Source organism: Streptomyces sp. NPDC059649 (assembly GCF_042734445.1).
In the GTDB taxonomy this organism is placed as follows: Bacteria; Actinomycetota; Actinomycetes; order Streptomycetales; family Streptomycetaceae; genus Streptomyces.
On the sequence record NZ_JBHWDV010000002.1, the window covers coordinates 243,648 to 266,112 of the forward strand.

Genomic DNA, 22,465 nt, shown 5'->3' on the forward strand with positions numbered 1-22,465 from the left:
AATCGCGGCATGACCGATCGACACCTCAGCCGTACCGCTGCCGGCGTACCGCTGGCCGAACTCGCCGTTCGTTTCCGTGAGATGGACACCGGAGGCTGGACCGAGGACGGTGCCCGCGCGCTCGTCGAAGGCCTGGGGCGGCGGTGGGACGAGGTGATGGTCCAGGCACCGGCGGGACGCGCGGAGACCGTGGCCGGGGCGACGGGTGGGGCGACGCCGGGGGACCTGAGGTTGCGTCCCGTCGGACCGGCTGAGGAGCGGTATGTCGAGAAGGTGACATATCTCGAACTCGTGGCGAGCGTGACGGCGACCGCCCCGGAACCCGGATCCGCATCCGAGCAGCCCGGATCCGCGCCCGAGGAGCCTGGATCCGCATCCGAGGAGCCGGGATCCGCGCCCGCACCCGAAACCCAACCCGCAACCGTGGGCGAATCCGCGTCTGACGCGGTGTGGCAGGCGCAACGCTTCCGTGCCGCGGGGGATGAGCTCACCGACGCGCTCGGCGAGCCGTCGGCCATCGGCTCGTACGGTTCCCTGGGCCCGTACTACGCCACCACTCCGGCCTGGGGTGCGCCGTTCCTGCGCTGGCGGGGGAGGCGGGACACCCTCGAACTGCGGGCGGGCGACCGCGGGCCGGAACTCGTCCTCGCGCCCACCGCCCCGTTCGAGAACTGGCTGTGGAGCCTCGGCCACGGCGAAGAGCACGCGATCAGCGGCTACTTCGGCAGCCGGCCGGGCCCCGCCAACGCCGGTCTGAGCCTGCCCGGCCGCTGGTCGGCACAGAGTTGGGAGACGCTGACCGACGCGCTGGCGGCCTTCTTCACCACCCTGCCCGCCGAGTTCGCGGCACTCGGCATCGCCCGGGTCATCCCGGTCTACGGTCGGGTCGGCGGCTCCGCCCCGCTCCTGTTCGACATCGACGCCGATCACCGCCTGATGCTGGCCTCGTACGCGGAGGACGACATCGATCCGGCATCGCTCGGCTGGGGCACCGTCGCCGAACACCCCATGAGCCGGGACACCTGGCAGGACGCGTACGAACCGAGGTGGCGCTTCGACGCGGGCGGGCCCGGGGAGCCGCGGGGCCGGACACTGGCGGAGATGGTCGTGGCGACGGCACGTGCGGAGGGCGTGGCGTCCCCGGACGACCTGCTGATCGGCGGTGAGGGCGAGGACATCCGTCCGTACACGGTGCGGTTCTACGGTCTGGGGCTGGCCACCGTGTGATCGTCACCGTGCGATCCCTGTGCACCGGTCCGCTGCCTCAAGGGCGGGAGCCGTCGGTCTGGCTGAGGAAGCCCAGGCGGTGGCGGGGCTGGGGGACGGGCGTGCGCTGGATGGCGATGAGGGCCGCGTCGTCGCCGAGGTGCCCTCTGCAGTGGGCGAGGAGGTCGCGCCGGACGTGGTGCAGGAGCGCCTCGGGATCGCATCTGGGCCAGCGGGCGACGCGCTGGGCGAGGGGGTAGAAGGTGCCGTGGCGGTCGCGGGCCTCGGTGACGCCGTCGGTGTAGAGCAACAGCGTGTCACCGAACTCGAAGGTGATCTCGTCGACGGGGTAGGTGCCGGCCCCCATTCCGCCCATGCCCAGCGGGGGAGCGGGGTGCGGGCTCGGGACGGGGCCGACGTGGCCCTGGCTCAGGAGCAGGGGCGGAGGGTGCCCGCAGTCGGTCATCCGGGTCCCGGGGCCCTCGTCCGGGATCTCCAGCAGCAGCGCGGTGATGAAGTGCTCGGGGATGTCACGGTCCGACTCGATGAAGTCGGTCAGATAGCGGCAGACGCTGCGGTCCAGTGCGGCGGCGAGGGCGGGCAGCGTCAGGTGGTGGTGGGCCGTCTCGCGGAAGGCGCCGAGCAGCAGCGCGGACTCACCGATCGCGGCCAGGCCCTTGCCCCGTACGTCGCCGATGATCAGCCGGGTTCCGTTGCGGGTACGGGTCGCGGTGTACAGATCACCGCCGATCTCGGCCTCTTCCTCGGCGGCCAGGTAGAACGAGGCGATGTGCAACGGGCCGATGCGGTGGGGGAGCGGACGGAGCAGCGCCTTCTGGGCGGCCTCGGCCACCGACCGTACCTTCGCCAGTTCCTGCCGCCGTCGCTCGCGCACCACGCAGAAGAACACGATCATGACCGAAAGCGCGGCCAGGGCCAGGACCTGCACCATGACATTGCGTTCCGTGAAGAGCACGCCGAAGTGCACCCCGATGTACGCCTGGGCGAGGACGGCCAGGAACCCCACGAACCCGGTGAGCCAGGGGCCGGCGAACGAGGCCGTGAGCGCGGGAGCGACGACGAGCAGCGGCCCCAGATGGACGTCGGCGGGGACCATGATGTCGACGAGCGTGATCACCGCGATGAGCACAAGCGGGATCAGGACCAGCGCATGACTGGCTTGCCATGGCTGCCACTGACCGCCAAAGCGCCGCTGGAGGTCCACGCCTTCCACTCTGCACCCTGAGCGCCCGGCGGACGAGTGCGCCGTGACGCGGCCGCGTTCACTTGTCCGGTTGGGCGTTCCGTCGTGCGTCGATCCCGGTGTCCCGTCGTGCGTGGAGCCCGGTTTCCCGCCGTGCGTCGATCTCGGCGATCAGGGCTTCGATGCGGACCCGGATCGCGTCGCGGATCGCGCGCACGGACTCCACGCCCTGGCCCGCCGGGTCTTCCAGGGCCCAGTCCAGGTACTCCTTGCCGGGGAAGACCGGGCAGGCGTCGCCGCAGCCCATCGTGATGACGTAGTCGGATGCCCGTACGGCCTCCGTGGTGAGCACCTTCGGCCGCTGGTCGGCGATATCGATGCCGACCTCCCGCATCGCCTCGACCGCGGCCGGATTGACCTGGTCCGCGGGCAGCGAACCGGCGGAGCGGACCTGCACGCGGTCGCCCGCGAGGTGGAACAGGAATCCGGCGGCCATCTGCGAACGCCCCGCGTTGTGGACGCATACGAAGAGCACGGAGGTCAGCGGGGTGGTGGCCATGGGTCCGGATTCCTTCATGGTTCCTTGGGGAGGGGCGAGCGGAACGTATCAGCCGCACGCCCGTTCCGCCGCAGGCCGTAAGCGATCCTGGCCGCGGACCGTAAGCGATCCTGCCAGTGTGCCGCACCGAGGTCCCTGGGACCGGCCCCGCCGTCGGCCTGCTGATCATGAAGTACCCGGTGCTGGCCAAGGTCCGTGACGACCGGCTCGACGCGATCACCGGTGACCGCAAGCTGAGGGTGTCCTCGCTGGTGATCATCTGGAACCACCTGGCACTCCGGTCCTCGTGGCGCTGGTGTACGTAGCGGTGATGTGGCGCGGGAAGTTCCCGGTCAGGGATGCGGATGCGGTCAGGGATGCGGATGCGGATCCGCGGAGGAATGCGGTGCGACGGAGGAGTCACGGCGGGCAGTGGCGGAGCGGCGGTTGTGGGCGCCCGGCGTGTACCCGAAGGAGCGGCGGAACACGTCGATGAAGGCGCTGGTGGAGGACCAGCCGCAGTGGTGGGCGACGGTGGTGACCGGGGTGTCGTCGGCCAGCATCCGCAGGGCGTGGTAGAGGCGTGACTGGGTGCGCCACTGCGGAAAGGTCATGCCGAATTCCGAGCGGAAGAGGCGGCTGAGGGTGCGTTCGCCGGCGCCCGTCGCGGTGGCGAGTGCGGCCAGCGTGCGCGGCTCGGCGGGGTTTTCGTGCAGGATCGCGCAGACGGCCGTCAGCCGGGGATCCCTGGGCGTGGGCAGGTGAACGGGCTGCTGCGGAGAGGCGCGCAACTGGTCGCGCAGCACGGCGCACAGACGGCGGCGTTCCGGGCCGGTGTCGTCGGGGGCTGCGGTGTAGGCGCGGATCAGTTCGCGGAGCAACGGGCCGACGGTCAGTACGGTGGGGCCGGCCAGGCCGAGCGGGTTGTCCGTGGCGGGCAGGCCGACCAGGTGCAGGTCGAGGTGGCCGTGGGCGCGGTGGGCGTGCACCGTCCCCGCGGGGACCCAGATGGCGCGGGTCCCGGGCGCGAACCAGGTGCCGGCATCGGTGGTGACGGCCACGACGCCGGAGCCCGCGTAGACGATCTGGTGGTCGTCGTGGCGGTGCGCATCGATGACCTCTCCGGCGGCCAGTGTCTGGACACGGGTGCAGGCTTCCGGCAAGTGGCGGATCTTCGGCATGGGTTGGCAATTTATCGGAAGCGCGACATGCGGGGGAGTCGCGACGATCGACGAGTGACCACGACCCACCACCACACCACCGCCCCGCGCACCCGCCCCCTCACCCTCCTGTCCCTGGGCCACGCCTGCGTGGACGTCTACCAGGGAGCGGTCGCCGCGCTGGTGCCGTTCTTCGTCTCCGAACGCGCCTACACCTACGCCGCGGCCTCCGGCATCGTGCTGGCCGCCTCGCTGTTGTCATCGGTGATCCAGCCACTGTTCGGTGCGCTCACCGACAGATGGGCCCTGCCGTGGCTGCTGCCGGTGAGCACCTTGGTGGGCGGCGTCGGCGTCGCCCTGAGCGGCATCGTCGGCTCCTACGCCCTCACCCTGGCCGTGGTCGCCGTCTCCGGTATCGGCGTGGCCGCCTACCACCCCGAGGCGGCGCGCGTCGCCCGCCACGCCAGCCGCGGCAGCCACACCGGGATGGGCTGGTTCTCCCTCGGCGGCAACCTCGGCTTCGCGGCAGCCCCGTTGCTGGTCTCCGCCGCCATCACCACGGGCGGTCTGCACGCCTCCCCGCTGCTGGTCCTCCCCGCCCTCGCCGGCGCCGCACTGTGCACGGCGGCCCTCCGGGCGATGCGGGCGCGGGATGCGGAGGCGACGCGGGCGGCCGGTGCGTCGGGGCCCGCCGAAGCGAACCCAACGGCCGAGGCGCCGGCGGAAGTTGCGGGCCGAGGCGCCACCGTCGGCACTCCGCCGGACGACGTGGCCGGCAGCCGTGATGACCGGGCGTCGGCGGGCAGTCGTGATGACCGGGCGCCGGTCAGCAGCCGTGATGACTGGGCGTCCTTCGTCAAACTGTCCGGGGCCATCGTCTGTCGCTCGATCGTCTTCGTCGGCCTGAGCACCTTCATCTCGCTCTACGTGCGCCAGCGCACCGGCGGAGGTGAAGTCGCCGGTACCGTCGCCCTGTTCGTGCTCTATCTCGGTGGCGCGATCGGTACGGTGGCCGGCGGTAAGTTCGCCGGCCGCTACGGACGCATCCGGGTCGTCCAGTGGTCCTACGCCCTGACGGTCCTCGCCGTGGCCGGCGTCGTCTTCGTCCCCGGCCCGCCGCTCTACGTACTGGTCGCCCTCACCTCCGCCGGCCTGTACGTGCCCTTCTCCCTGCACGTCACCCTCGGGCAGGACTACCTGCCCCGGCGCATGGGCACGGCCAGCGGCGTCACCCTGGGCCTGACCGTCAGCATCGGCGGCATCGCCAGCCCCCTCCTCGGCGCGGTCGCCGACGCCACCACCCTCCAGACCGCCCTGATCCCCCTCATCGCCCTGCCCGCTCTCGGCTGGCTCCTCCTCCGCACCTTGCACGAGCCCGCGATGCCGGAGGGCATTGCCGGCGCCTCGCCCTCCGGGACGGCGGCCCCAACGGCTGCTGCGGAAGGCCGACTTCCCTCGTAGGCCGGGCGCCCCGTCCTAAGCCGTTCTTCTTCGCGGACGAACGCAGTCGGCTGCGCGGCATCTTCCCCGCTGAGGTGGTGGCGGAGACCTATGTGGTCGATCTGCTGCCGGCCCGGCGCCCCTAACCGCCCTTTCCGGATGTTCCGTGTCCGGCCGATCACGTGTGGCCGGCGACGAGTTGGGTGACCAGCCCCTTGAGCTGTGCGCGGGGGTCCGGTGTGCCGGCCCAGCCGGTCATCAGGAGGTGGTGAACGGATCCGACGAGGGCCAGCGAGACCGCGCGGCTGTCGGTGCCGTCCGCGAGGCGCCCGAGCTGCCGCTCGGCGTCCAGGTACTCCGCTATCGAGTCCTCGATCGCGGTGAAGCCCGGAGCGCCCGCCTCCAGTGCCTGACGGATCGTCAGTGAGGCGGCGGGGCGGGTCATGGCGAGGCCGGCGACCGTCGGGTTCACGGACGTCAGCAGTCCGAGAGCGACCTTGTGGAGGTTCTCGGCGACGGTGGCGGTGCCTGCCTGGCCGGGGAGTTGTCCGGCCTGCCGTGCGATGCGCGCGAACCGGTCCAGGACCAGCGCGGCGATGAACCCGTCCAGCCCGGAGAAGTGGGCGTGCAGCAGTCCCTTGGCGCAGCCCGCCTCGGTGGTGATCGCCCTGCTGGTCAGGGCGGCCGGGCCGGCGTCGGCCAGGACCCGTTCCGCGGCGTCGAAGAGCCGGTCGCGAACGTCGGGAATCGCTACTCCACGGGGTGACATGAGCCTCTCCTGATGCGACGGGACCGCCGAACTGCCCCTGAAGGGGCCGCTGGAGCGGCAGTTGAGGGAAGGGGATTGCCAGTATGGGCGCCTGCCCATACTGTTTGGGCGTACGCCCATTCTAGTCCGGGCGCGGATCCGCGCCCAGCACGAGGTCCACCCCCCGTCGCAGGAGGTACGCATGTCACGCATCGCCAATACCGAGCAGGCGGAGGCCTGGAACGGTTACGAGGGCGTCTACTGGGCCGAGCACCAGGACCGCTGGGACGCGGTGAACGGGGGCTTCAACGAGCCGCTGCTCACCGCCGCCGCGATCGACGAGGGCGACCACGTCCTGGACGTCGGCTGCGGAACCGGGCAGACGACGAGACTGGCCGCGCAGCGGTCCCGTAGGGGCCAGGTGCTGGGCCTCGATCTGTCGCGGCCGATGCTGGCGCGGGCCCGTGACACCGCCGAGCGAGAGGGACTCGGCAACGTCCGCTTCGAAGCCGGCGACGCCCAGGTCCACACCTTCCCACCGGAGACGTTCGACGTCGTCATCAGCCGCTTCGGGGTGATGTTCTTCGCCGACCCGGTGGCTGCCTTCGCCCACCTGCGGCGGGCCGTACGGCCCGGCGGCCGGATGGCCTTCCTCTGTAGTGCCGACCCCAGGGGCAACGAGTGGCTCCAGGCGATCGCCGCACTGAGCGACCTCCTCCCCGTAGGGGACTTCGGTGCGCCGGGAGCTCCGGGCATGTTCTCCCTGGCGGACCCGGACCGTATCCGGGAGGTGCTGTCCGCCGCCGGGTGGCAGCACGTCACCGTGGAACGGGTGCAGATGCAGGGGCTGTGGGGCCGGGACGCGGAGGATGCGGCCGGCTTTCTGCTGGACTCCGCTCCGGGACGCCACCTGACCGGCCAAGTCTCCCCAGAGGTTCAGGACCGTGTGCGGCAGCGGCTCACGGACGTCCTGCGCTCCCACGAGGAGAACGGCGCGGTACGACTCCGCAGCACCGCCTGGGTGGTCACCGCCCGTCAGCCGTAACCCGCCCCTGTGAGGGCAGGCCGGACGACCTAACCCCAGAGGGCCCCCGCCAGTGCCGCGCCGGCGAAGGCGGCGCCGAGACCCACGGCCAGGCTCGCCACGACGTTGGCCAGGGCGAAGAAGCGGGCGCCCTCCTCCGCCAGCCGCAGGGTCTCGTACGAGAACGTGGAGTACGTCGTCAGGGCCCCGCAGAAGCCGGTGCCGATCAGCAACTGCAGCTGGGAGGAGGCCGCCCCGGCGGCGATCGCTCCCGTGACCAGGCCCAGGATCAGCGAACCGACGACGTTCACGGTGAACGTGCCCCAGGGGAAGAGGGAGTCGTGCCGGGTCTGCACGGCACGGTCGGTGAGGTAGCGCAGCGGGGCCCCGACCACCGCCCCGGCTATCACGAGCAGCCAGTTCACCGCGCCTGCTCCTCCTCGCCACGGCCCGTGTAGCGGATGACTTCGCACGCGTCGAGGATGACCAGCCCCTCGCTGACGAGCTCGTCCAGTTGCGGAAGGAAGGCGCGGATCCGGTCCTCGGTGTCGACGATGACGACGGCCACCGGGAGGTCCTCGCTCAGCGACAGCAGACGGGTGGTGTGGATCAGGGACGACGCGCCGAAGCCTTCGATACCGCGGAAGACCGACGCGCCGGCCAGACCGGCCCGGTGGGCGCGGTGGACGATCTCGGTGAAGAGCGGCTTATGGTGCCAGGTGTCGTTCTCCCCGATGAAGACGGTGACGCGCAGGGCGGGGCCGGTGAGTCTCACTGCTGCCTCCACTCGACGATGCGGCGGGTCATGGTGGCCGTGGTCCAGACGGCGGCCAGCGCGGCGACCAGGGTGAGCGCGAGGTACCCGAGCCCGGCGCCGGCCCGGCCCTGGGCCAGCAGGCGCTGGATGTCCACGGCGTAGGTGGAGAACGTGGTGAAGCCGCCGAGGACACCGGTGCCGAAGAACGGTCGCACGAGCCGGTGGGCCGCCCACACATCGGTGATCACGACCATGAAGATACCGATGATCGCGCAGCCGACGGCGTTGACGACCAGCGTCGTCCAGGGGAAACCGCCGGGTGCCGTGGGCCACAGGAGAGCGGCCCCATAGCGCGCGGCCGCGCCCGCGCCCCCACCGAGCGCCACGACCGCCACGACCGGGCCCTGCCACAACGGGGGCCCCTTGCGACGGGTGGGCCCGCGGAGGTCGACGTCAGGATCGACGGGTTCGTTCAGCATGGGAGGAGGCTACCGTCGCAGCTCAGCGCACCTTCTGCCGCTCTACGGGCACGGGGCCCGCGTGCCGTCACCTCCGACTCGACCCCCGTCAGGCGATGGCGCTCAGGCGATGGCGCTCATGCGCGCGAAGACGACGACGTTGCCGAGGTATTCGTGGCGGGCCCGGTCGTAACCGCCGCCACAGGTGAGGACGCGGAGTTCGGGCCGTGCGGAGGCGCCGTAGACCTTTTGGTCAGGGAAGTGGGTGCCGCTGAAGACCTCCACCGCATACACGGTGAAGACGGCCGTGCGACCGTCCTTGCGGACCACGCGGATGGTGTCGCCCTTCCTCAACGCACCGAGCGAGTAGAAGACCGCCGGTCCGGTCCTGGTGTCCACATGTCCGGTGATCAAGGCGGTTCCGGTGTCGCCGGGCGTCACGCCGTCCTTGTACCAGCCGGCCAGGTTGCGGTCGTCGGGCGGCGGCACGTCGAGACGCCGGTCGCGGTCGAGTCCGAGCCTCATCAACGGGGCGTCCACGCCGGTGCGCGGGATACGCACGCGCACCGGCTCCGACACCGGAAGCGGCGCGGGGCCCGGGACGCTCCCGGCTCCGGCGTCCGGCTGCCGGGCCAGCGATTCGGCACGCGAGGGCCGGGGCGGTGGGGCGGAACGATGGCTGTGCCAGCCCCACACCAGGCAGGCGATGCCGGCGAGGGCCAGGAACAGGGCCACGGTGCGGGCGGTGCCGCGGGGGAGGGACGCAGGCGCGAGGCGTTTCACGACGTGTCTTTCACGAGAGGTCTTTCGCCAAGGGCTTTCGCGAGATGTCTTTCGCGGAGGTGCGGAGGTGCGGAGGTGTGCGGGGGGCGAGGGGCGAGGGGGCCTTGGTGGTTACGGGGCGGAGCCCTGCCCCCGGCTGCCGGTGGCGAGTTGCCACGGACAGGCGGTGGGGGCAGAGCTCCGGTGTCCCGAGGCCCCGGTCAGCCGAGCTCCTCGTCGTCACGGCGGCGCAGCAGCCACACCCCGGCCGCCCCCGCGACCAGCGCCGCGGACGAGGTGAGGGCCAGGTCCGAGGGACCCGAGGTGGCGCTCATGGCCCCGGCGCCGGCCTTCACCTTGCCGTGCGGCATCGGCTTCGGCATGGACTTCGGCATGGTCTTGCGGGGCTTGGCCGGCTTGGGCTTCCCGCAGGTCCGGTTCGCCATGGAGGACGCGTCGTCAGAATTCATCCTGAGCCTGTCCAGGTGGTCGCGCTGCGACCGGTCCGGGTGCCCGCCCTGGTTGGTGAGGTCCCTGAGCTCCCTGGCGTAGGAGTCGTACGAGGACTTGGCCTTCTTGGCCGAGTTCATCGCGCCGGAGCACGAGCCCTTGGCCGTCTCGGCATGTCCGGCCGGGCTGCCCAGGGCCAGTACACCGCCGACGACTGCGACACCGCAGAGAGCGGAGATGGAACGCATGAGTTCCTCCAAGAGGGGTGAGACTGCGGGAGGGCGTTCTCCCACCTTCAGGACATGCGTTCTCCCCTCCGCCCGCCAGTTGGCCGAAGCGCGCACCGGACCCGTGCGGAAGGCCGCGCCGAGGGGCCGGCGCGGCGCCGCGTACGGAGACCGGCACAGGGGGTGAGCAGGGGTTTTCCGCGGCTGAGGGGAGCGGTGGCGGCGCCGGACGGGAGCGTCCCTACCGGTGGGTTGCCGTCCGGCCGCGTGTCACCCGCATGGCCCCGTGAGGCGCCGGCGCGGGCGGTCAGATCGCCATCGCCTCCTGGATCCAGCGGTTCACCCGGTACGGCAGCCACCACAGCAACGGGCCGGTGCGGCGGACCAGGCGTTCGGCGAGGAAGTCGGTGGCGATGGATTCCGGGACCGCGGACCGGGGCGCGCCGTAGGACAGCCGGGCGATCGCCTCGCGGTAGGCGGGCTCGTCGGCGGTGAAGCGGCGCAGGTCGCCCCACCGGCGGTCGCGGATCTGCACGAAGCCCGGACCCTGCCGCCACAGGCACTTGCAGAGGTAGTGCTCGTTGCGCCATTGCGTCAGCGCGGCGTCGGCGTCGGACGGGCCGGTGAGGGCCGTGGGCGGCTGGAGGTGACTGAGGTCGCGCCAGGTGTCGTCGTCGGGGCCGGCCGCGGGCAGGCGTAGTCGCCAGTGGACGAGGACGGCCCGGGCCGTCAGGTCGCGGATCAGGCACAGTTGGCGGACGGCGGATGCGGCGGCGTCGGGGGAATCCACCGTCGTGAGATCGATCTCGTCGGTGAACTCGACGCGGCGGACGCCGAGTTCCCACAGCCGATCGGCCTGTGCGTCGGGGGGGCCGGTCAGGTCGAGCCGGCCCAGACTCATTCCGGGCAGGGCGCACGCCTGCGCGTCGTAGTCGCGCCAGGCCTGCAGCGTCAGCGGTCGGTGGGCGGGGGTGAGGACGGAGGGCATGCGGTCTCCTGGGAAGTACGACGTGCTCGTCGGCGAGCGGAGGGTGGCGGCTCAAGCCCGGGCGACGGCGGAAGGTGGCGGTTCAGGCCCGGGCGACGGCGGGAGCCGCCGCGTCGGGCGCCGGCCGGGTGGTGTCCGCCGCATGGTTGTGCCGCATGAAGTCCAGGCGCAGCAGGTCCTCGTTGACGGCGGCCGGGGCGAGGTGGACGTACTGGCCGCCGTCGGTGAAGACCAGCCCGAGCGTCAACCAGTGCTGGAGGAGGGCGTGCACGGTGGCGGCGTCGACGGTGTGCTCGGGCAGCCGCGCGGCGAGCTTACGGGCCAGCGCGGCGGGCGCGTGCGGCTGGTCGAGCAGCCGGAACGCCTCGGTCTCGACCGGGTCGGTGAGTTCCCGGGTGCCCCAGTCGAAGGCGTGCCGGCGGCTGACGAGCACGATCCGGTCACCGAGGTCGGCATGGGTGAGCCGGCTGTCCGCGTGACGCTTCTTCCAGGCGCCCAGTGCCTCGTTGAGCGCGGTGACGGTGGGCTCGCCGATGCCGCGTTCCGGGGCCTCGAAGACGTAGGCCAGATCGAGGAGTTCGCGCTCGGGCAGGTCGTAGGTGAAGCGGTAGTGCTCCTCGGGTCGCAGCCCGGTGAAGCCGAGTTCGGGCCGGTTGAAGTACGGACTGAAGCGCTCGATGGCGATCCGCGCGGACAGGTCCACCGGCGGGTTGAGGTGTTCCAGGGCCGGGATCTGGGCGATGACCGGCTCGTAGTCGGCCGCGGTCTCGCCGGGGAAGCCGTGCAGGTAGTTCCAGGAGACGGAGAGTCCGGTCTCGGCGCCGTCGCGGAGCATACGGACGTTCTGGCAGCCGCTGACGCCCTTGTCCATCAGGTCCAGCACCCGGCTGTTCAGGCTCTCGATGCCCGGCTGTACGTAGATCATGCCCGCATCGGCGAGGGTGCGCAGTTGTGGCCGGCGCATATTGGCCTTGATCTCGATGTGCATGCGCAGGTCGTAGCCGCTGTCGATGATGCGGGGCAGGACGGTGCCGAGGTAGCCCATGTCGAGGATGTTGTCGACGACGTACATGTCGAGCACGCGGTGCCGGCGCGCCAGGTCCATGATCTCGGTGTAGAAGGTGTCCGGGCTCTTGCTGCGGAACTGCATGAACGAGCCGTTCAGGCCGCAGAAGGTGCAGTGGTGCTTCTCGCCCCACCAGCAGCCGCGTGCCCCTTCGACGACGAGCTTGGGCTCCACCCAGTTACGGGCGACGGAGCGGGCCAGGCGCTCGAAGTAGCCGCTGTAGTCGGGCGGCAGGATGGCGGCGGGCGGCAGCGGGCTGGTGCTCATCGGGTTGGCGGTGCTCGTGCCGTCGGGGCCGCGGTGGCACAGTCCCGGGACGGCGGCCAGGTCCGTGCCCTCGTCCAGCGCGGTCAGCAGCTGGGGGAAGGCGGCCTCGCCCTCGCCGCGGACCACGAAGTCCAGGAAGGGGAAGTTGCGGTGGGCGGCGGCGCCCTGCTCGGCGTCGCAGTTGGCGCCGCCCATGACGGTCCGGATGTGCGGGGCGAGGCGTTTGACGTATTTGGCGGCGGCGAGCGCGGCGGTGTTCTGCTGGAAGGTGGAGGTGAAACCCACGACATCGGGCCCGGACGCCACGATCCTTTCGGCGATCTCCTGCACGAACTCCGGTACCACGCGGTGCAGTTGGTGCGACATCCGGATGCGCTCGGCCTTGAGCTTGCCGCGCATCGCGGCGCTGAATTCCGCCGTGCGCCACTCGGGATCGTCGTAGAGCGCGGACGAGAACACCCAGTCGCCGCAGCCCATGAAGTACGAGGAGAGCGCATAGAACTGGTAGTCGTCGCCGGTGAAGTCGGTGCGCCGGGTGATCCAGTCGGTGAACTCCAGGTTGGCGTGCAGGACGTCGGCCCGTCCCGTGGTGCGTTCGTCGACGCTGCGTCGGAGGATGCCGAGCGCCAGGGACGGCAGATCGATCGGGGACCAGGGCATGTTGACCAGCAGGACGCGCATCTCGGCTCCTCGTGGGCGGCTGGCGGGGTGTGAGCGGCCGGCGGGCGCGAGCGGGCCGGCGGGTGCGGTGGCCGGCCGGCCCGGTGGTGTACCGGGCCGGCCGGGGAGGTCACTCCTCCTCGGTGTCTTCCGCGGTGCGGAACGGAACGGTCACCGTGATGCCGATGCCCGGCTTGCGGTTCTCCTCGTCACCCGCGAGCGGGTCGTTGTGGATGATGTCCTTCTGCATGACTGACTCTCCTTTTCTGTCGGTGAACGGAGTGCGGATCGTGCGGTCCGGGAGCACCGGTGGGGCCGGTGCTCCCGGGGACCCCGCTCTCGGGGAAGCGGGGAGTTCGAGGGGCCGTCGGGGCCGGGCGCAGCTGCCGGTCGAGGAAGCCCAGGGCGCGCCGCAGGACGGCCATGTGGTCGGCGCCGGTGTATCCGTCGTGTCCGGTCTCCAGCCACATCGACTCGTGCGCGACGCCGGCCGTCCGCAGCGCGCGGAGGTAGCTGCGTACCTGGCCGGGCGGGCACTTGGCGTCGAGGCTCGCGGCGACCACCAGCAGCGGGGCCCGGACATCGGCGGCGTAGTGCAGCGGCGAACTGCGCCGGTAGCGGTCGGGAACGGTCTCGGGGGTGCCGCCGAACAGCCGCTCGTCCAGGGCGCGTAACGCGGGGGTGCCGGCACGGTACGCCGCCGCGCAGTCGGCGACGGGCTTGACGGCGACGCCCGCCTGCCACAGACCGGGCCGGGTGCCGAGCGCCAGCAGGGTCAGATAGCCGCCCCAGGAGCTGCCCCACAGCCCGAGCGCGTCCGCCCGCGCCAGGCCGCGGCGCAGCAGATCGGCACGGACCGCGACCAGGTCGGCGACCTGGGCGAGCCCGACGCCCTCGGTGTACGCGGTGCGCCAGCGCGGCCCGTAGCCGGTGGAGCCGCGGTAGTTGACCCGGGCGACGGCGAACCCGGAGGCGACCAGGGAGTGCACCTGCGGGTCGTAGGCGTCGCGGTCGTGGTCGGCGGGGCCGCCGTGGACCAGGAAGACCAGCGGCGGCCGCGGTCCGGGTGCCGGGTCCGGTTGGCTCAGCAGGGTGTGCACCGGACCGTCCGGGCCGGGCGTCCACAGGTCGCGGTGCCGGCCGGGAACGGGGGCGGGCAGGCCGGCGAGGGCCGGCAGCCGGGTGCCGGCGGTGGAGCGGAGCTGCGGGGGAGTGGTGGTGTCGGTCCAGAGGTAGTGCACCTCGTCGCCCGGGCGCGGGGCGGCGTCGAGCAGCGTGCCGGGCGGGGTGGGCACCGTGGTGAGGGTGCACCGGTCGAGGTCGGCCGTGGCGAGGGTGGAACGGCCGTGCCGGTCCTGCCGGACGAGGACCCGGCGTCCGGTGGGGTACCAGCGCGCCGTGATCTCGGTGTCGAAGCGGCACCAGTCGTGGCTCCGCAGCCCGGCGCCGGGTGTCCAACTGGCAAGCAGATAGCCCTCGTTGGCCTCCTGTACGAGCAGCAGCTCACCGTCCACCGCGGCCCCGGGGGCGAAACCGAGCGCCCACAGGCGCCCGTGCCGTCCGGACAGCCGGGCGACCTCCGCGGCCGCCCCGCCCGAGCAGTCGACGAGGGTGACCGCACGATCGGGACCGGCCGCCCCCGACACCGCCAGCAGCCGGCCCGTCGGGGAGATGCCCGTGAGCAGCGCATGGCCGTCGATGGTCAGCACCGGACGGCCGGGACCGCCCGCAGGGCCGAGGTGCACGGTCGTACGGCGGCCGTCCCCCAGGCCGATCGCCGCCGTCCCGGTGTCGCTGACGGCGAGGCCGTGCGGCAACCCCGGCCGGAGGCCGGCCAGTCCGGGGACGGTCGGCCCGCCGTCGAAGTCCTGGAAGTACCACCGGCCCCGGCCGTTCCGGTCCTCCGTGAACCACCACACCCGGGCGTCCGCGTCGACCGCGCAGTGCAGTGTCCCGTCGCGGCTGTCGGTGACCTGGCGGGTGGTGCCCGTACCGGCGTCCCAGGTGAAGATCTCGCACCGGCCGTCGGCGTCCGCGGCCAGCGCCATCCGTGCCGGGTCGCGCGGGCAGACCTCGGGAAGCGCCGGCCGGTAGACCTGGAAGCCGGTACCCGGGGCCGCTAGGGGGCGGGGGTGGGCCGCGGACGCGTTCATGCCCGCTCCTTCGGGGCGGCGGAGGGCCCCCGCGGGCTGACGCGGGACGCCTCTGCGCCGTGACGGGACGCCTCTGCGTCGCGCCGGGACGTCTCCGCCTCGCGGCGGGTTGCCGGGGCGCAGGTCGCGTACAGCGCGAGCCCGGCCAGCAGCACGGCGCAGCCGGTGACGGTGGCGACGGTCCCGGCCCCATCGGTGACCAGTCCGGCGACCGCCGGCGCCCCGGCCGCGGCCGCGCCCGACGCGGTGGCCAGCACGGTCCCGGTACGGGCCTGCAGCGCGGGCGGGACGACCTGGAGCACCCGGGCCTGGAGCGCCACGGTGGCGAGCGGGGTCAGCGCACACAGCAGACCGAAGAGCAGCCCGAACTGCCAGGCCTCGCGGGCCACCGCCAGGGCCGCCGCGGGCGGCACCAGCAGCCAGGACACCGTCACCAGCAGCTGTGTCGCGGAGCGCCGGCCGGCCAGCCGGGGCGCGGCGAGCGAACCGGCGAGACCCGCCGCCCCGGCCAGCGCGAGGACCAGACCCAGGGGAGCCGCGCCCCGGCCGTGGTCCTGCAGCGCGAAGACCGTCGTGTAATACAGCGCGATGAGCACGGCGTTGACGGTGGCGAGCCATAACAGCGCCAGCCTGAGGAAGGGCTCCCGACGCACCACGCCGAGCCCCGCCCCGGCTTCGGCGGCCAGCGCCCGCCAGGACCGGGACGGTCCGCCGGCCGCCGGATGCCCGGTGTGCTGCGGTGACAGATCGGCCCGGATGGCCCCGATGCAGGCCGCGGCAACGACGTACGACACCGCGTCCACGAGGAACGGCAGCCAGCGCCCGACGGGGAAGAGCAGTCCGCCCAGCGCGGGCCCGAGGATGAGGGCGGCCCGTTCCCCCGCCTGTAATCGCGACAGGACGCGTCGGTGGTCCGCGGGGGCGCACACCAGGGCGACGGTGCCGAGGGACGCCGTCTCGTAGCAGGCGGTCGCCGCCCGTTCGATGAGCACGACGGCGAGGAGTACGGCCAGTGGGGCTCTGCCGGACCATGCTGCTGCCGTGACGACCGTCATCGAGGCGGCAGATGTCAGTGCGGCGCCCACCATGACACGTTTGCGCGCCCCGCGATCGGCGGGAACGGCGGCGAACGGGCCGAGCAGCAGGGTCGCTGCCGCGGAGAGCCCCGCGACGGCGCCGACCTCGGCGGGGGAGCGGCCCAGGCTCAGCAGCAGCAACGGCAGGACGAGCCCGGATGCCTGGCTGCCCAGCGCGTCGGAGGTGCCGGCCCACCAGAAGAGCCGGATGTCGCGCCGGGCCTGCGGTCCGCCGCCGGTGTGGGCGTCCGGTCGGCGGTCCTGAGGTAAGTCGTACGGCGAGTCGCCTGCTGAGGGCCCCGCTGGTCTTCGTTCCATGCGAAGCCACCCCATATCTGTGTGCAGATCGTGAAGATCGACACACCTTTAGGTCAACTTGCGGAGGAAATGTGCTCGAAGTGTGCCGGAGCTTAGCCATACCGTGACGCAGGCCACAAGGCCCCGAAGGGGGAGTCTTGGCGGTGCCGAACCGCCGCTTCGCGAGGAGGCCGTCCGTCCGCAGCGGACGACAAAAGGAGACAACAAAAAAGAAAGGCAAGGAGCGCACCGCTCCCTGCCACTCTCAACGTATAGCGCACGGGGGGCCTTGCGGCAAGGTCCCCGTCATGCCGCAGAATCACCGGTCGACGCCAGGACCTGCGGAAACGGGGAGTGTTGTGTTCGACGTGATCATTGCCGGTGGCGGACCGACCGGCCTGATGCTGGCCGCCGAGTTGCGGCTGCACGGTGTGCACGTGGTCGTGCTGGAGAAGGAGGCGGAGCCGACCAAGGTGGTCCGCGCGCTCGGACTGCACGTGCGCAGCATCGAGGTGATGGACCAGCGCGGTCTGCTGGAGGGGTTCCTCGCGCTCGGCACGCAGTACCGGGTCGGCGGTTTCCTCGCCGGCATCGACAAGCCCTGGCCCGACCGGCTGGACACCGCGCACGGGTACGTCCTCGGTATCCCGCAGCCCCTCACCGATCGCCTGCTGGCCGAGCGCGCCACCGAGCTCGGCACCGAGGTCCGGCGCGGCTGCGAGGTGGTCGGGCTGCGTCAGGACGAGGACGGGGTGACCGCCGAGTTGGGGGACGGCACGCAGCTGCGCGCGCGTTACCTCGTCGGCTGCGACGGTGGCCGCAGCACGGTGCGCAAGCTGCTCGGCGTCGACTTCCCCGGCGAGCCCAGCAGGGTCGAGACGCTGCTCGGCGAGATGGAGGTCGGCGTGGATCAGGAGACGCTGACCACCGTGATGGCCGAAGTCCGCAAGACCCAGAAGCGGTTCGGCTTCACGCCCTTCGGGAACGGGGTGTACCGCGCCGTCGTGCCCGCCGAGGGAGTGGCCGAGGACCGCACGGTCCCGCCCACGTTCGAGGAGTTCAAGAAGCAGCTGCGGGCGACCGCCGGGACCGACTTCGGCGTGCACTCGCCGCGCTGGCTGTCCCGCTTCGGCGACGCCACCCGGCAGGCCGAGCGCTACCGCGTCGGCCGGGTGCTGCTGGCCGGCGACGCCGCGCACGTCCACCCGCCGACCGGCGGGCAGGGCCTCAACCTCGGCATCCAGGACGCCTTCAACCTGGGCTGGAAACTGGCCGCCGAGGTGAACGGATGGGCGCCGGAGGGGCTGTTGGACAGCTACCAGGAGGAACGCCACCCGGTGGCCGCCGACGTGCTGGACCACACCCGCGCGCAGATGCAGCTGATGTCCACCGAGTCGGGCCCGCAGGCAGTGCGCCGGCTGGTGGCGGAGCTGATGGACTTCGACGAGGTGAACCGGTACCTGATCGAGAAGATCACCGCGATCGGGCTTCGCTACGACTTCGGCGCGGGCCACGAACTGCTCGGCCGGCGGCTGCGGGACGTGCAGCTGAAGCGCGGACGCCTCTACGAGCTGATGCGGGGCGGCCGCGGCCTGCTGCTGGACCAGACCGGCCGGCTCTCGGTGGCGGGCTGGGTGGACCGGGTCGACCATGTCGTCGATGTCAGCGAGGAACTGGACGCGCCCGCGGTGCTGCTGCGGCCGGACGGCCATGTGGCCTGGGCCGGTGAGGACCAGCAGGACCTGAACGGCCATCTGCCGAAGTGGTTCGGCGCTGCCGCCGGTTGAGCGCGCGGTCACGGCCCGGAGGGTGCGGGCCGTCACCGCCCCCGCCCGGCCGACTCCGTCGTGGGTCGGCCGGGCGGGACGAACAGCGGTACTCGGGCCGGCGGCATTCACGCCGGCGGTCAGTGCTCCGTCGATCAGCTGTGTATCGCCGTGGCGGCGCAGCCACCGGAGGCGCAAGCGGTGAGCCAGGAGTCGAAGTCGGCGTCGTAGCGGGTGCCGATGCCGTCGTGGTAGACGGCGTAGCCGCCCGCGTAGTCGCCGGTGCGGAAGTGGCCGAGCATGGTGGCGACGTCGTCCGGGTGCTTCTCGACCATGTAGCGCGCGGCGAGGTAGCCCCAGGGGTAGGTCCGGGTCACATCGCTGTTGTCGTAGGTGCTCTCGAACAGCGTGCTCAGCTTGTAGGTGTGCTTCCCGGCCTCGGTGACCGCCTCCTCGTCGGTGATCTTGCGGTAGCCGTACGAGACGTACTCGGCGAAGCCCTCGATCCACCAGACGTCCGGGACCGACGTCTGCTTGCCGAAGTCGCCCTTCATGTCGTCACGGGCGTCGATGTAGTGGGTGTACTCGTGGTTGAGGTTCCAGATCCGGGCCGGGAAACCGTTGTCGTCGCTCCGCTGATACATGATGGACAGCGGCTTGTTGTCCGGTTTGGTCGGGTCCCCGATCATGGTGATGCCGCCGTTGTTGGTGTCGACGCCGAAGATGGCCCCGGCGTAGGTCTGATAGTCGCTGCGACTGCCGAACACGGCGAGCTGAATGGTCGATTCGTACTGGTTGGGGATCGGGCCGTCGTTCTTCACCAGGTCGTGGACGTACGCGTCCTGGCTCAGCACACTGGCGCAGGCGGCCTCCAGCTCCTGGGCGGTCAGCGCCTGCGTCTTGATGGTGTGCGTGGCATCGCACTCGTGGGTGACCGGCAGCGCGGCCTTGGTCAGCTGGTCGGAGAGGTCGCAGACGCCGAAGTACGAGCAGTTGTCCTTGTCGTAGGAGTCTGCCTGGGAGGCGACGGTGACCCACAGGGGCGCCGTCGGGCCGGTGATCTTCGAGGCGTTCAGCAGGCCCTTCATGAGCGGCCGGACCTTGTTCCGGAGGGCCTGGTGCTCGACGTACCGGGCGACGTTCATCCCGGCGTTGGAGTCGAGGTAGGAATTCTCGGTGCCCAGCAGGTCCAGGTGAGCGAGCGCGAACTTGTTCAGGGTGTCGATGATGCTCGGATCGGCGGTGACCGCCTTGACGTACTCGGGGTTCCAGTTTCCGCGCCACAGCGGGGTGTAGACGTCGTTGACGGCGGCCAGCATGCTGGGGATGTCGTTGTAGGAGCTGTTGTAGCCGCTGAGCAGCTGCTTGTAGGTCTTCAGATAGCGGCCTTGCTCGTTGGCGCTGTCGGTGAGGATGACGACCTCGCTCAGGACGTCGCCGTTGCCCGAAGAGACGTCCCTGGAATGCGAGTTGGCGAAGAACGCGTCCAGGCTGCCCTCGCTGGCCGCTGCCAGCTTCGAGCCGTAGTCGCCCACGTCGTCCGGATGGTTGGACTGTACGTAGTAGCCGGCGCGCAGGAACAGCACGAGCTGCAACACGTTGCCCGAGTTGTTACCGGGATAGGCCGTCGCCCCGCTCTTGAAGGCGTCGGCGACGGTGACCATCTGCTCCTCGCGGAAGACGTCGCGCGCAACGGTGCCGGTGATGCTGAACAGGGTGTTCACGCACTCCGTGGTCGAGGCCTGGACGAACGCGACCAGTTCGGACCCGGTACGACTCCCGAAGTCGCCCGGGCTGCAGGAGCCCTTGCCGGGTTTCGGGGCGTGGTGCCGTCCCGCGCCGGTCGAGGAGGTGAGGGGCTTCTGCGCGCTGAGCGGGGGGAGTTGGGGGGTCCGGAGGGGGCGGCGCTGCAACGCGGGCCGTTCGTTCGCTTCGACGGTCGGACCGGTCGGCGGTACGGCGTGCGGGGTGCTGGTCCGGGATACGGACACGGCCTGGTCCGGGGCGGCCGGCGGGCGCGGTGTCGCCAACGCCGGTGCGGTCAGGAGGCCGGCCAGTGTGGCACAGGCGGCCAGGGCGCCGGTCACGTATCTGGGCAGGGGGAAGCGGTAGCGCATCCATGCTCCTTCGTGGGGGGTCAGATGCGCCTCGGATCGGAGCAGAGGCGCGGCTGGCACCTTCTCAGCGCACACCGGCCGGCGACAATACTGTGTGACATAGCACATGGCACAACGCCGCCATAACAATCGGGACCCACGGGCCCCAGAAACCCCGGGCGGAGCACGGGAGTTGGGGCCGGCTACGGTTTGGTCGTCACGTTCCAGGTGCGCGAGGCCCAGGAGCGGAAGTGCGGTGACTGGGCGATGAGCGCGCGGTACGCCGCGGCGGCGGAGGTGAAGAGGGTGTCCGCGATCTCGTCGGCAGGACTCCCGCGCCGCCAGGCCAGCACATAGCGGCACCACAGGGGCGTACCGGCCAGCGGTTTGACGAGGACGCCGGGGATCGGCCGGAACGTCGCCTGCACGATGGAGGTCCCCAGGCCCTCGGCGATCATGTTCTGCAACTGCTGCTGGTCGCCCAGGAATTCATGCACTGTCGCCGGGGCGAACCCGGCCGCGTCACAGGCCGCGTAGAAGACTCCCGGCCAGCCCGCGCCGTCGTCCGGGGTGAGGAACCACGGGTCGTCGGCCAGGTCGGCGAGCGCCACCTCCTGGCAGTGCCGGAGCCGGTGCCCGGAGGGCAGGGCGACGAAGCTCGGCTCGGTGACGATCCCGCGGTGCGCCACGGCGGCGGAGTGCCGCAGCTCACGTCCGGGGTAGTCGGCGGCGATCGCGGCGTCCACCTCGCCGCGTTCCAGGAGTTCGACGATCTCCGAGGACGGATACACGCTGCTCACCGTCAGCGCGAGATCGGACAGCCGGCTGCGGAGCCGGACGAGCATCCCGGCGAGGACCGGCGAGTTGGTCGACGCCAGGCGGAGCGGCCGGTCGGCTCGCGGGCCCGCGGCCGGGAGGCGCCCGATCGCGGCCGCGCGGGCCAGTACGTCCCGGGCCTGCGCCAGGACCTCCGTGCCGTACCGCGTCAGCTCGACGCCCGAGGAGTGCCGCTCGAACAGCGGACGGCCGAAGTACCGCTCTATCCGCCGGAGTTGGGTGCTCATCGCGGGCTGTGAGTACCCCAGTTCCGAGGCCGCCCGGCCCACGCTCCCGGCATCGGCGATCGCACACAGCACCCTCAGGTGCCGAAGCTCCAACTCCATGCCCGCAACTCCTCCCGTCCGCGTGGAAGCCACCTCATCGTGCTCCGGTCGCCGGCGCCAGAGCGGGGAACGGCCTGCCGACCTTCGGACGGCGGGAACGGCCGAGCGCCCCTGCGTGAGGGGCGCTCGGGCTCGGTTCCGGGGAGGGGCCGTTACTGGCCCACCACGCCCGACTTGGCGATGACGATGTCGGCGCTCGTGGCACCGCTGCGCGAGCCCAGGGCCTCGATCTTCTTCACCACGTCCATGCCCTCGACGACCTCACCGAAGACGACGTGCTTGTTGTCGAGCCAGTCGGTGACGATGGTGGTGATGAAGAACTGCGAACCGTTGGTGTTCGGCCCCGCGTTGGCCATCGACAGCTGGCCGGGCTTGGTGTGCTTGATCCGGAAGTTCTCGTCGGCGAACTTCTCGCCGTAGATGCTCTTGCCGCCGGTGCCGTCGCCGGCCGTGAAGTCACCGCCCTGGAGCATGAAGGCCGGGATGACCCGGTGGAAGCCGGAGCCCTCGTAACCGAAGCCGTGCTGGCCGGTGGCGAGCTCGCGGAAGTTCCGCGCGGTCTTGGGGACCACGTCGTCGAACAGGGTGAAGACGATCCGGCCGGCCGGCTCGCCGTCGATGGTGATGTCGAAGTACACGTCGTTGTTGCTCATGGTGGCATCTTCACATCCCGTCGCTTCAGGTCGCGCGCGGGGCCCACCTCTCCGGCCCCGCGACCGCCGGGGACGTGGTGGGCGCCCCTGCCGGACGCCTCGTACGACGGGGCGTGCCCCGCCGGCTCATTCCGGTAAAACCGGCCGTGAGACGGCTACTCCGGCGTAGGCCTCGGACAATGCATGAAATTCGGCCAATGAATAGGCAGTCGAAAGTCAGACATCGGGTGAACCCTCTCCCTGGCCGGGCGGGCACCGCAGAATCTGCCCCGTGAAGAACTGTGCGCGCGTACACTTCCGGACCGC

The 22,465-nt window shown here is 71.5% G+C and carries 20 protein-coding genes and 1 pseudogene; 5 read left to right on the forward strand and 16 right to left on the reverse strand.

The window, feature by feature from the left end:
• Nucleotides 1–9 precede the first annotated feature (9 nt).
• Nucleotides 10–1,227 carry a hypothetical protein gene (locus ACFV1J_RS04110; protein ID WP_385855652.1) on the forward strand — a complete coding sequence of 406 codons (1,218 nt, stop codon included), beginning with the start codon at nt 10–12 and terminating at the stop codon, nt 1,225–1,227.
• A 37-nt stretch (nt 1,228–1,264) separates the two neighbouring features.
• Here the strand turns inward: ACFV1J_RS04110 and ACFV1J_RS04115 are convergent, their stop codons facing one another.
• Both ACFV1J_RS04115 and ACFV1J_RS04120 read right to left on the reverse strand, forming a co-directional pair.
• A complete protein-coding gene (locus tag ACFV1J_RS04115; protein WP_385855653.1) occupies nt 1,265–2,431 on the reverse strand; it encodes a PP2C family protein-serine/threonine phosphatase in 1,167 nt (388 codons plus the stop codon).
• Between the two features lie 58 nt (nt 2,432–2,489).
• Nucleotides 2,490–2,969, reverse strand: coding sequence for an arsenate reductase ArsC (locus ACFV1J_RS04120; protein ID WP_385855654.1), 480 nt, complete (start codon nt 2,967–2,969; stop codon nt 2,490–2,492).
• A gap of 149 nt (nt 2,970–3,118) precedes the next feature.
• Between ACFV1J_RS04120 and ACFV1J_RS04125 the strand changes: the two are divergent.
• Nucleotides 3,119–3,232, forward strand: a pseudogene (locus ACFV1J_RS04125) (arsenical-resistance protein); the annotation flags it as partial.
• 87 nt (nt 3,233–3,319) lie between these two features.
• Here the strand turns inward: ACFV1J_RS04125 and ACFV1J_RS04130 are convergent.
• Nucleotides 3,320–4,129, reverse strand: a complete 810-nt coding sequence (locus tag ACFV1J_RS04130) for an AraC family transcriptional regulator (RefSeq protein WP_385855655.1) — start codon at nt 4,127–4,129, stop codon at nt 3,320–3,322.
• Between the two features lie 54 nt (nt 4,130–4,183).
• Here ACFV1J_RS04130 and ACFV1J_RS04135 point away from each other — a divergent pair, with 54 nt between their 5' ends.
• Nucleotides 4,184–5,569 carry an MFS transporter gene (locus ACFV1J_RS04135; RefSeq protein WP_385855656.1) on the forward strand — a complete coding sequence of 462 codons (1,386 nt, stop codon included), beginning with the start codon at nt 4,184–4,186 and terminating at the stop codon, nt 5,567–5,569.
• Between the two features lie 157 nt (nt 5,570–5,726).
• Here ACFV1J_RS04135 and ACFV1J_RS04140 read toward each other — a convergent pair whose 3' ends face one another.
• On the reverse strand, nt 5,727–6,317 hold the full coding sequence (locus ACFV1J_RS04140; protein ID WP_385855657.1) for a TetR/AcrR family transcriptional regulator: 591 nt from the start codon (nt 6,315–6,317) through the stop codon (nt 5,727–5,729).
• A gap of 181 nt (nt 6,318–6,498) precedes the next feature.
• Here ACFV1J_RS04140 and ACFV1J_RS04145 point away from each other — a divergent pair, with 181 nt between their 5' ends.
• Complete coding sequence (locus ACFV1J_RS04145) at nt 6,499–7,341, forward strand: class I SAM-dependent methyltransferase (protein WP_385855658.1); 843 nt, start codon at nt 6,499–6,501, stop codon at nt 7,339–7,341.
• A gap of 29 nt (nt 7,342–7,370) precedes the next feature.
• On the opposite strand, the gene crcB (ACFV1J_RS04150) is transcribed toward ACFV1J_RS04145, so the two are convergent.
• From crcB (ACFV1J_RS04150) to ACFV1J_RS04190, 9 genes are all read right to left on the reverse strand, one after another.
• A complete protein-coding gene (crcB, locus tag ACFV1J_RS04150) occupies nt 7,371–7,745 on the reverse strand; it encodes a fluoride efflux transporter CrcB (protein ID WP_385855659.1) in 375 nt (124 codons plus the stop codon).
• Nucleotides 7,742–8,095, reverse strand: coding sequence for a DUF190 domain-containing protein (locus ACFV1J_RS04155; protein ID WP_385855660.1), 354 nt, complete (start codon nt 8,093–8,095; stop codon nt 7,742–7,744). The genes crcB (ACFV1J_RS04150) and ACFV1J_RS04155 overlap by 4 nt, the downstream gene beginning before the upstream one ends.
• Entirely contained in the window at nt 8,092–8,556 is a 465-nt protein-coding gene (gene crcB / locus ACFV1J_RS04160) for a fluoride efflux transporter CrcB (RefSeq protein ID WP_385855661.1), read from the reverse strand. Before crcB (ACFV1J_RS04160) ends, ACFV1J_RS04155 begins: the two co-directional genes overlap by 4 nt.
• A 102-nt stretch (nt 8,557–8,658) precedes the next feature.
• Nucleotides 8,659–9,318: a class F sortase gene (locus ACFV1J_RS04165; RefSeq protein ID WP_385855662.1), complete on the reverse strand. Its 660-nt coding sequence runs from the start codon at nt 9,316–9,318 to the stop codon at nt 8,659–8,661.
• A 200-nt stretch (nt 9,319–9,518) separates the two neighbouring features.
• Complete coding sequence (locus ACFV1J_RS04170) at nt 9,519–9,995, reverse strand: hypothetical protein (RefSeq protein ID WP_385855663.1); 477 nt, start codon at nt 9,993–9,995, stop codon at nt 9,519–9,521.
• 286 nt (nt 9,996–10,281) lie between these two features.
• Nucleotides 10,282–10,962 carry a DUF5825 family protein gene (locus tag ACFV1J_RS04175; protein WP_385855664.1) on the reverse strand — a complete coding sequence of 227 codons (681 nt, stop codon included), beginning with the start codon at nt 10,960–10,962 and terminating at the stop codon, nt 10,282–10,284.
• A gap of 82 nt (nt 10,963–11,044) precedes the next feature.
• Complete coding sequence (locus ACFV1J_RS04180; protein WP_385855665.1) at nt 11,045–12,976, reverse strand: RiPP maturation radical SAM C-methyltransferase; 1,932 nt, start codon at nt 12,974–12,976, stop codon at nt 11,045–11,047.
• 188 nt (nt 12,977–13,164) lie between these two features.
• Nucleotides 13,165–15,108 carry a S9 family peptidase gene (locus ACFV1J_RS04185; RefSeq protein WP_385855667.1) on the reverse strand — a complete coding sequence of 648 codons (1,944 nt, stop codon included), beginning with the start codon at nt 15,106–15,108 and terminating at the stop codon, nt 13,165–13,167.
• Nucleotides 15,105–16,502 carry an MFS transporter gene (locus ACFV1J_RS04190; protein ID WP_385855668.1) on the reverse strand — a complete coding sequence of 466 codons (1,398 nt, stop codon included), beginning with the start codon at nt 16,500–16,502 and terminating at the stop codon, nt 15,105–15,107. Before ACFV1J_RS04190 ends, ACFV1J_RS04185 begins: the two co-directional genes overlap by 4 nt.
• A 338-nt stretch (nt 16,503–16,840) precedes the next feature.
• On the opposite strand from ACFV1J_RS04190, the gene rox reads away from it, so the two are divergent.
• Nucleotides 16,841–18,268, forward strand: coding sequence for a rifampin monooxygenase (rox, locus tag ACFV1J_RS04195; RefSeq protein WP_385855669.1), 1,428 nt, complete (start codon nt 16,841–16,843; stop codon nt 18,266–18,268).
• Between the two features lie 134 nt (nt 18,269–18,402).
• On the opposite strand, the gene ACFV1J_RS04200 is transcribed toward rox, so the two are convergent.
• From ACFV1J_RS04200 to ACFV1J_RS04210, 3 genes are all read right to left on the reverse strand, one after another.
• On the reverse strand, nt 18,403–20,364 hold the full coding sequence (locus tag ACFV1J_RS04200) for a collagenase (protein WP_385855670.1): 1,962 nt from the start codon (nt 20,362–20,364) through the stop codon (nt 18,403–18,405).
• A gap of 182 nt (nt 20,365–20,546) precedes the next feature.
• Complete coding sequence (locus ACFV1J_RS04205; RefSeq protein WP_385855671.1) at nt 20,547–21,506, reverse strand: LysR family transcriptional regulator; 960 nt, start codon at nt 21,504–21,506, stop codon at nt 20,547–20,549.
• 152 nt (nt 21,507–21,658) lie between these two features.
• Nucleotides 21,659–22,159 carry a peptidylprolyl isomerase gene (locus ACFV1J_RS04210; RefSeq protein ID WP_385855672.1) on the reverse strand — a complete coding sequence of 167 codons (501 nt, stop codon included), beginning with the start codon at nt 22,157–22,159 and terminating at the stop codon, nt 21,659–21,661.
• Nucleotides 22,160–22,465: the final 306 nt, after the last annotated feature.

Bases quoted from the DNA above. Each gene is read 5' to 3' on its own strand.
- ACFV1J_RS04110 (WP_385855652.1), top strand. From the start codon at position 10: ATGACCGATCGACACCTCAGCCGTACCGCTGCCGGCGTACCGCTGGCC.
- ACFV1J_RS04120 (WP_385855654.1), bottom strand. From the start codon at position 2,969: ATGGCCACCACCCCGCTGACCTCCGTGCTCTTCGTATGCGTCCACAAC.
- ACFV1J_RS04130 (WP_385855655.1), bottom strand. From the start codon at position 4,129: ATGCCGAAGATCCGCCACTTGCCGGAAGCCTGCACCCGTGTCCAGACA.
- ACFV1J_RS04140 (WP_385855657.1), bottom strand. From the start codon at position 6,317: ATGTCACCCCGTGGAGTAGCGATTCCCGACGTTCGCGACCGGCTCTTC.
- ACFV1J_RS04145 (WP_385855658.1), top strand. From the start codon at position 6,499: ATGTCACGCATCGCCAATACCGAGCAGGCGGAGGCCTGGAACGGTTAC.
- crcB (WP_385855661.1), bottom strand. From the start codon at position 8,556: ATGCTGAACGAACCCGTCGATCCTGACGTCGACCTCCGCGGGCCCACC.
- ACFV1J_RS04170 (WP_385855663.1), bottom strand. From the start codon at position 9,995: ATGCGTTCCATCTCCGCTCTCTGCGGTGTCGCAGTCGTCGGCGGTGTA.
- ACFV1J_RS04175 (WP_385855664.1), bottom strand. From the start codon at position 10,962: ATGCCCTCCGTCCTCACCCCCGCCCACCGACCGCTGACGCTGCAGGCC.
- ACFV1J_RS04180 (WP_385855665.1), bottom strand. From the start codon at position 12,976: ATGCGCGTCCTGCTGGTCAACATGCCCTGGTCCCCGATCGATCTGCCG.
- ACFV1J_RS04185 (WP_385855667.1), bottom strand. From the start codon at position 15,108: ATGAACGCGTCCGCGGCCCACCCCCGCCCCCTAGCGGCCCCGGGTACC.
- ACFV1J_RS04190 (WP_385855668.1), bottom strand. From the start codon at position 16,502: ATGGAACGAAGACCAGCGGGGCCCTCAGCAGGCGACTCGCCGTACGAC.
- ACFV1J_RS04200 (WP_385855670.1), bottom strand. From the start codon at position 20,364: ATGCGCTACCGCTTCCCCCTGCCCAGATACGTGACCGGCGCCCTGGCC.
- ACFV1J_RS04205 (WP_385855671.1), bottom strand. From the start codon at position 21,506: ATGGAGTTGGAGCTTCGGCACCTGAGGGTGCTGTGTGCGATCGCCGAT.
- ACFV1J_RS04210 (WP_385855672.1), bottom strand. From the start codon at position 22,159: ATGAGCAACAACGACGTGTACTTCGACATCACCATCGACGGCGAGCCG.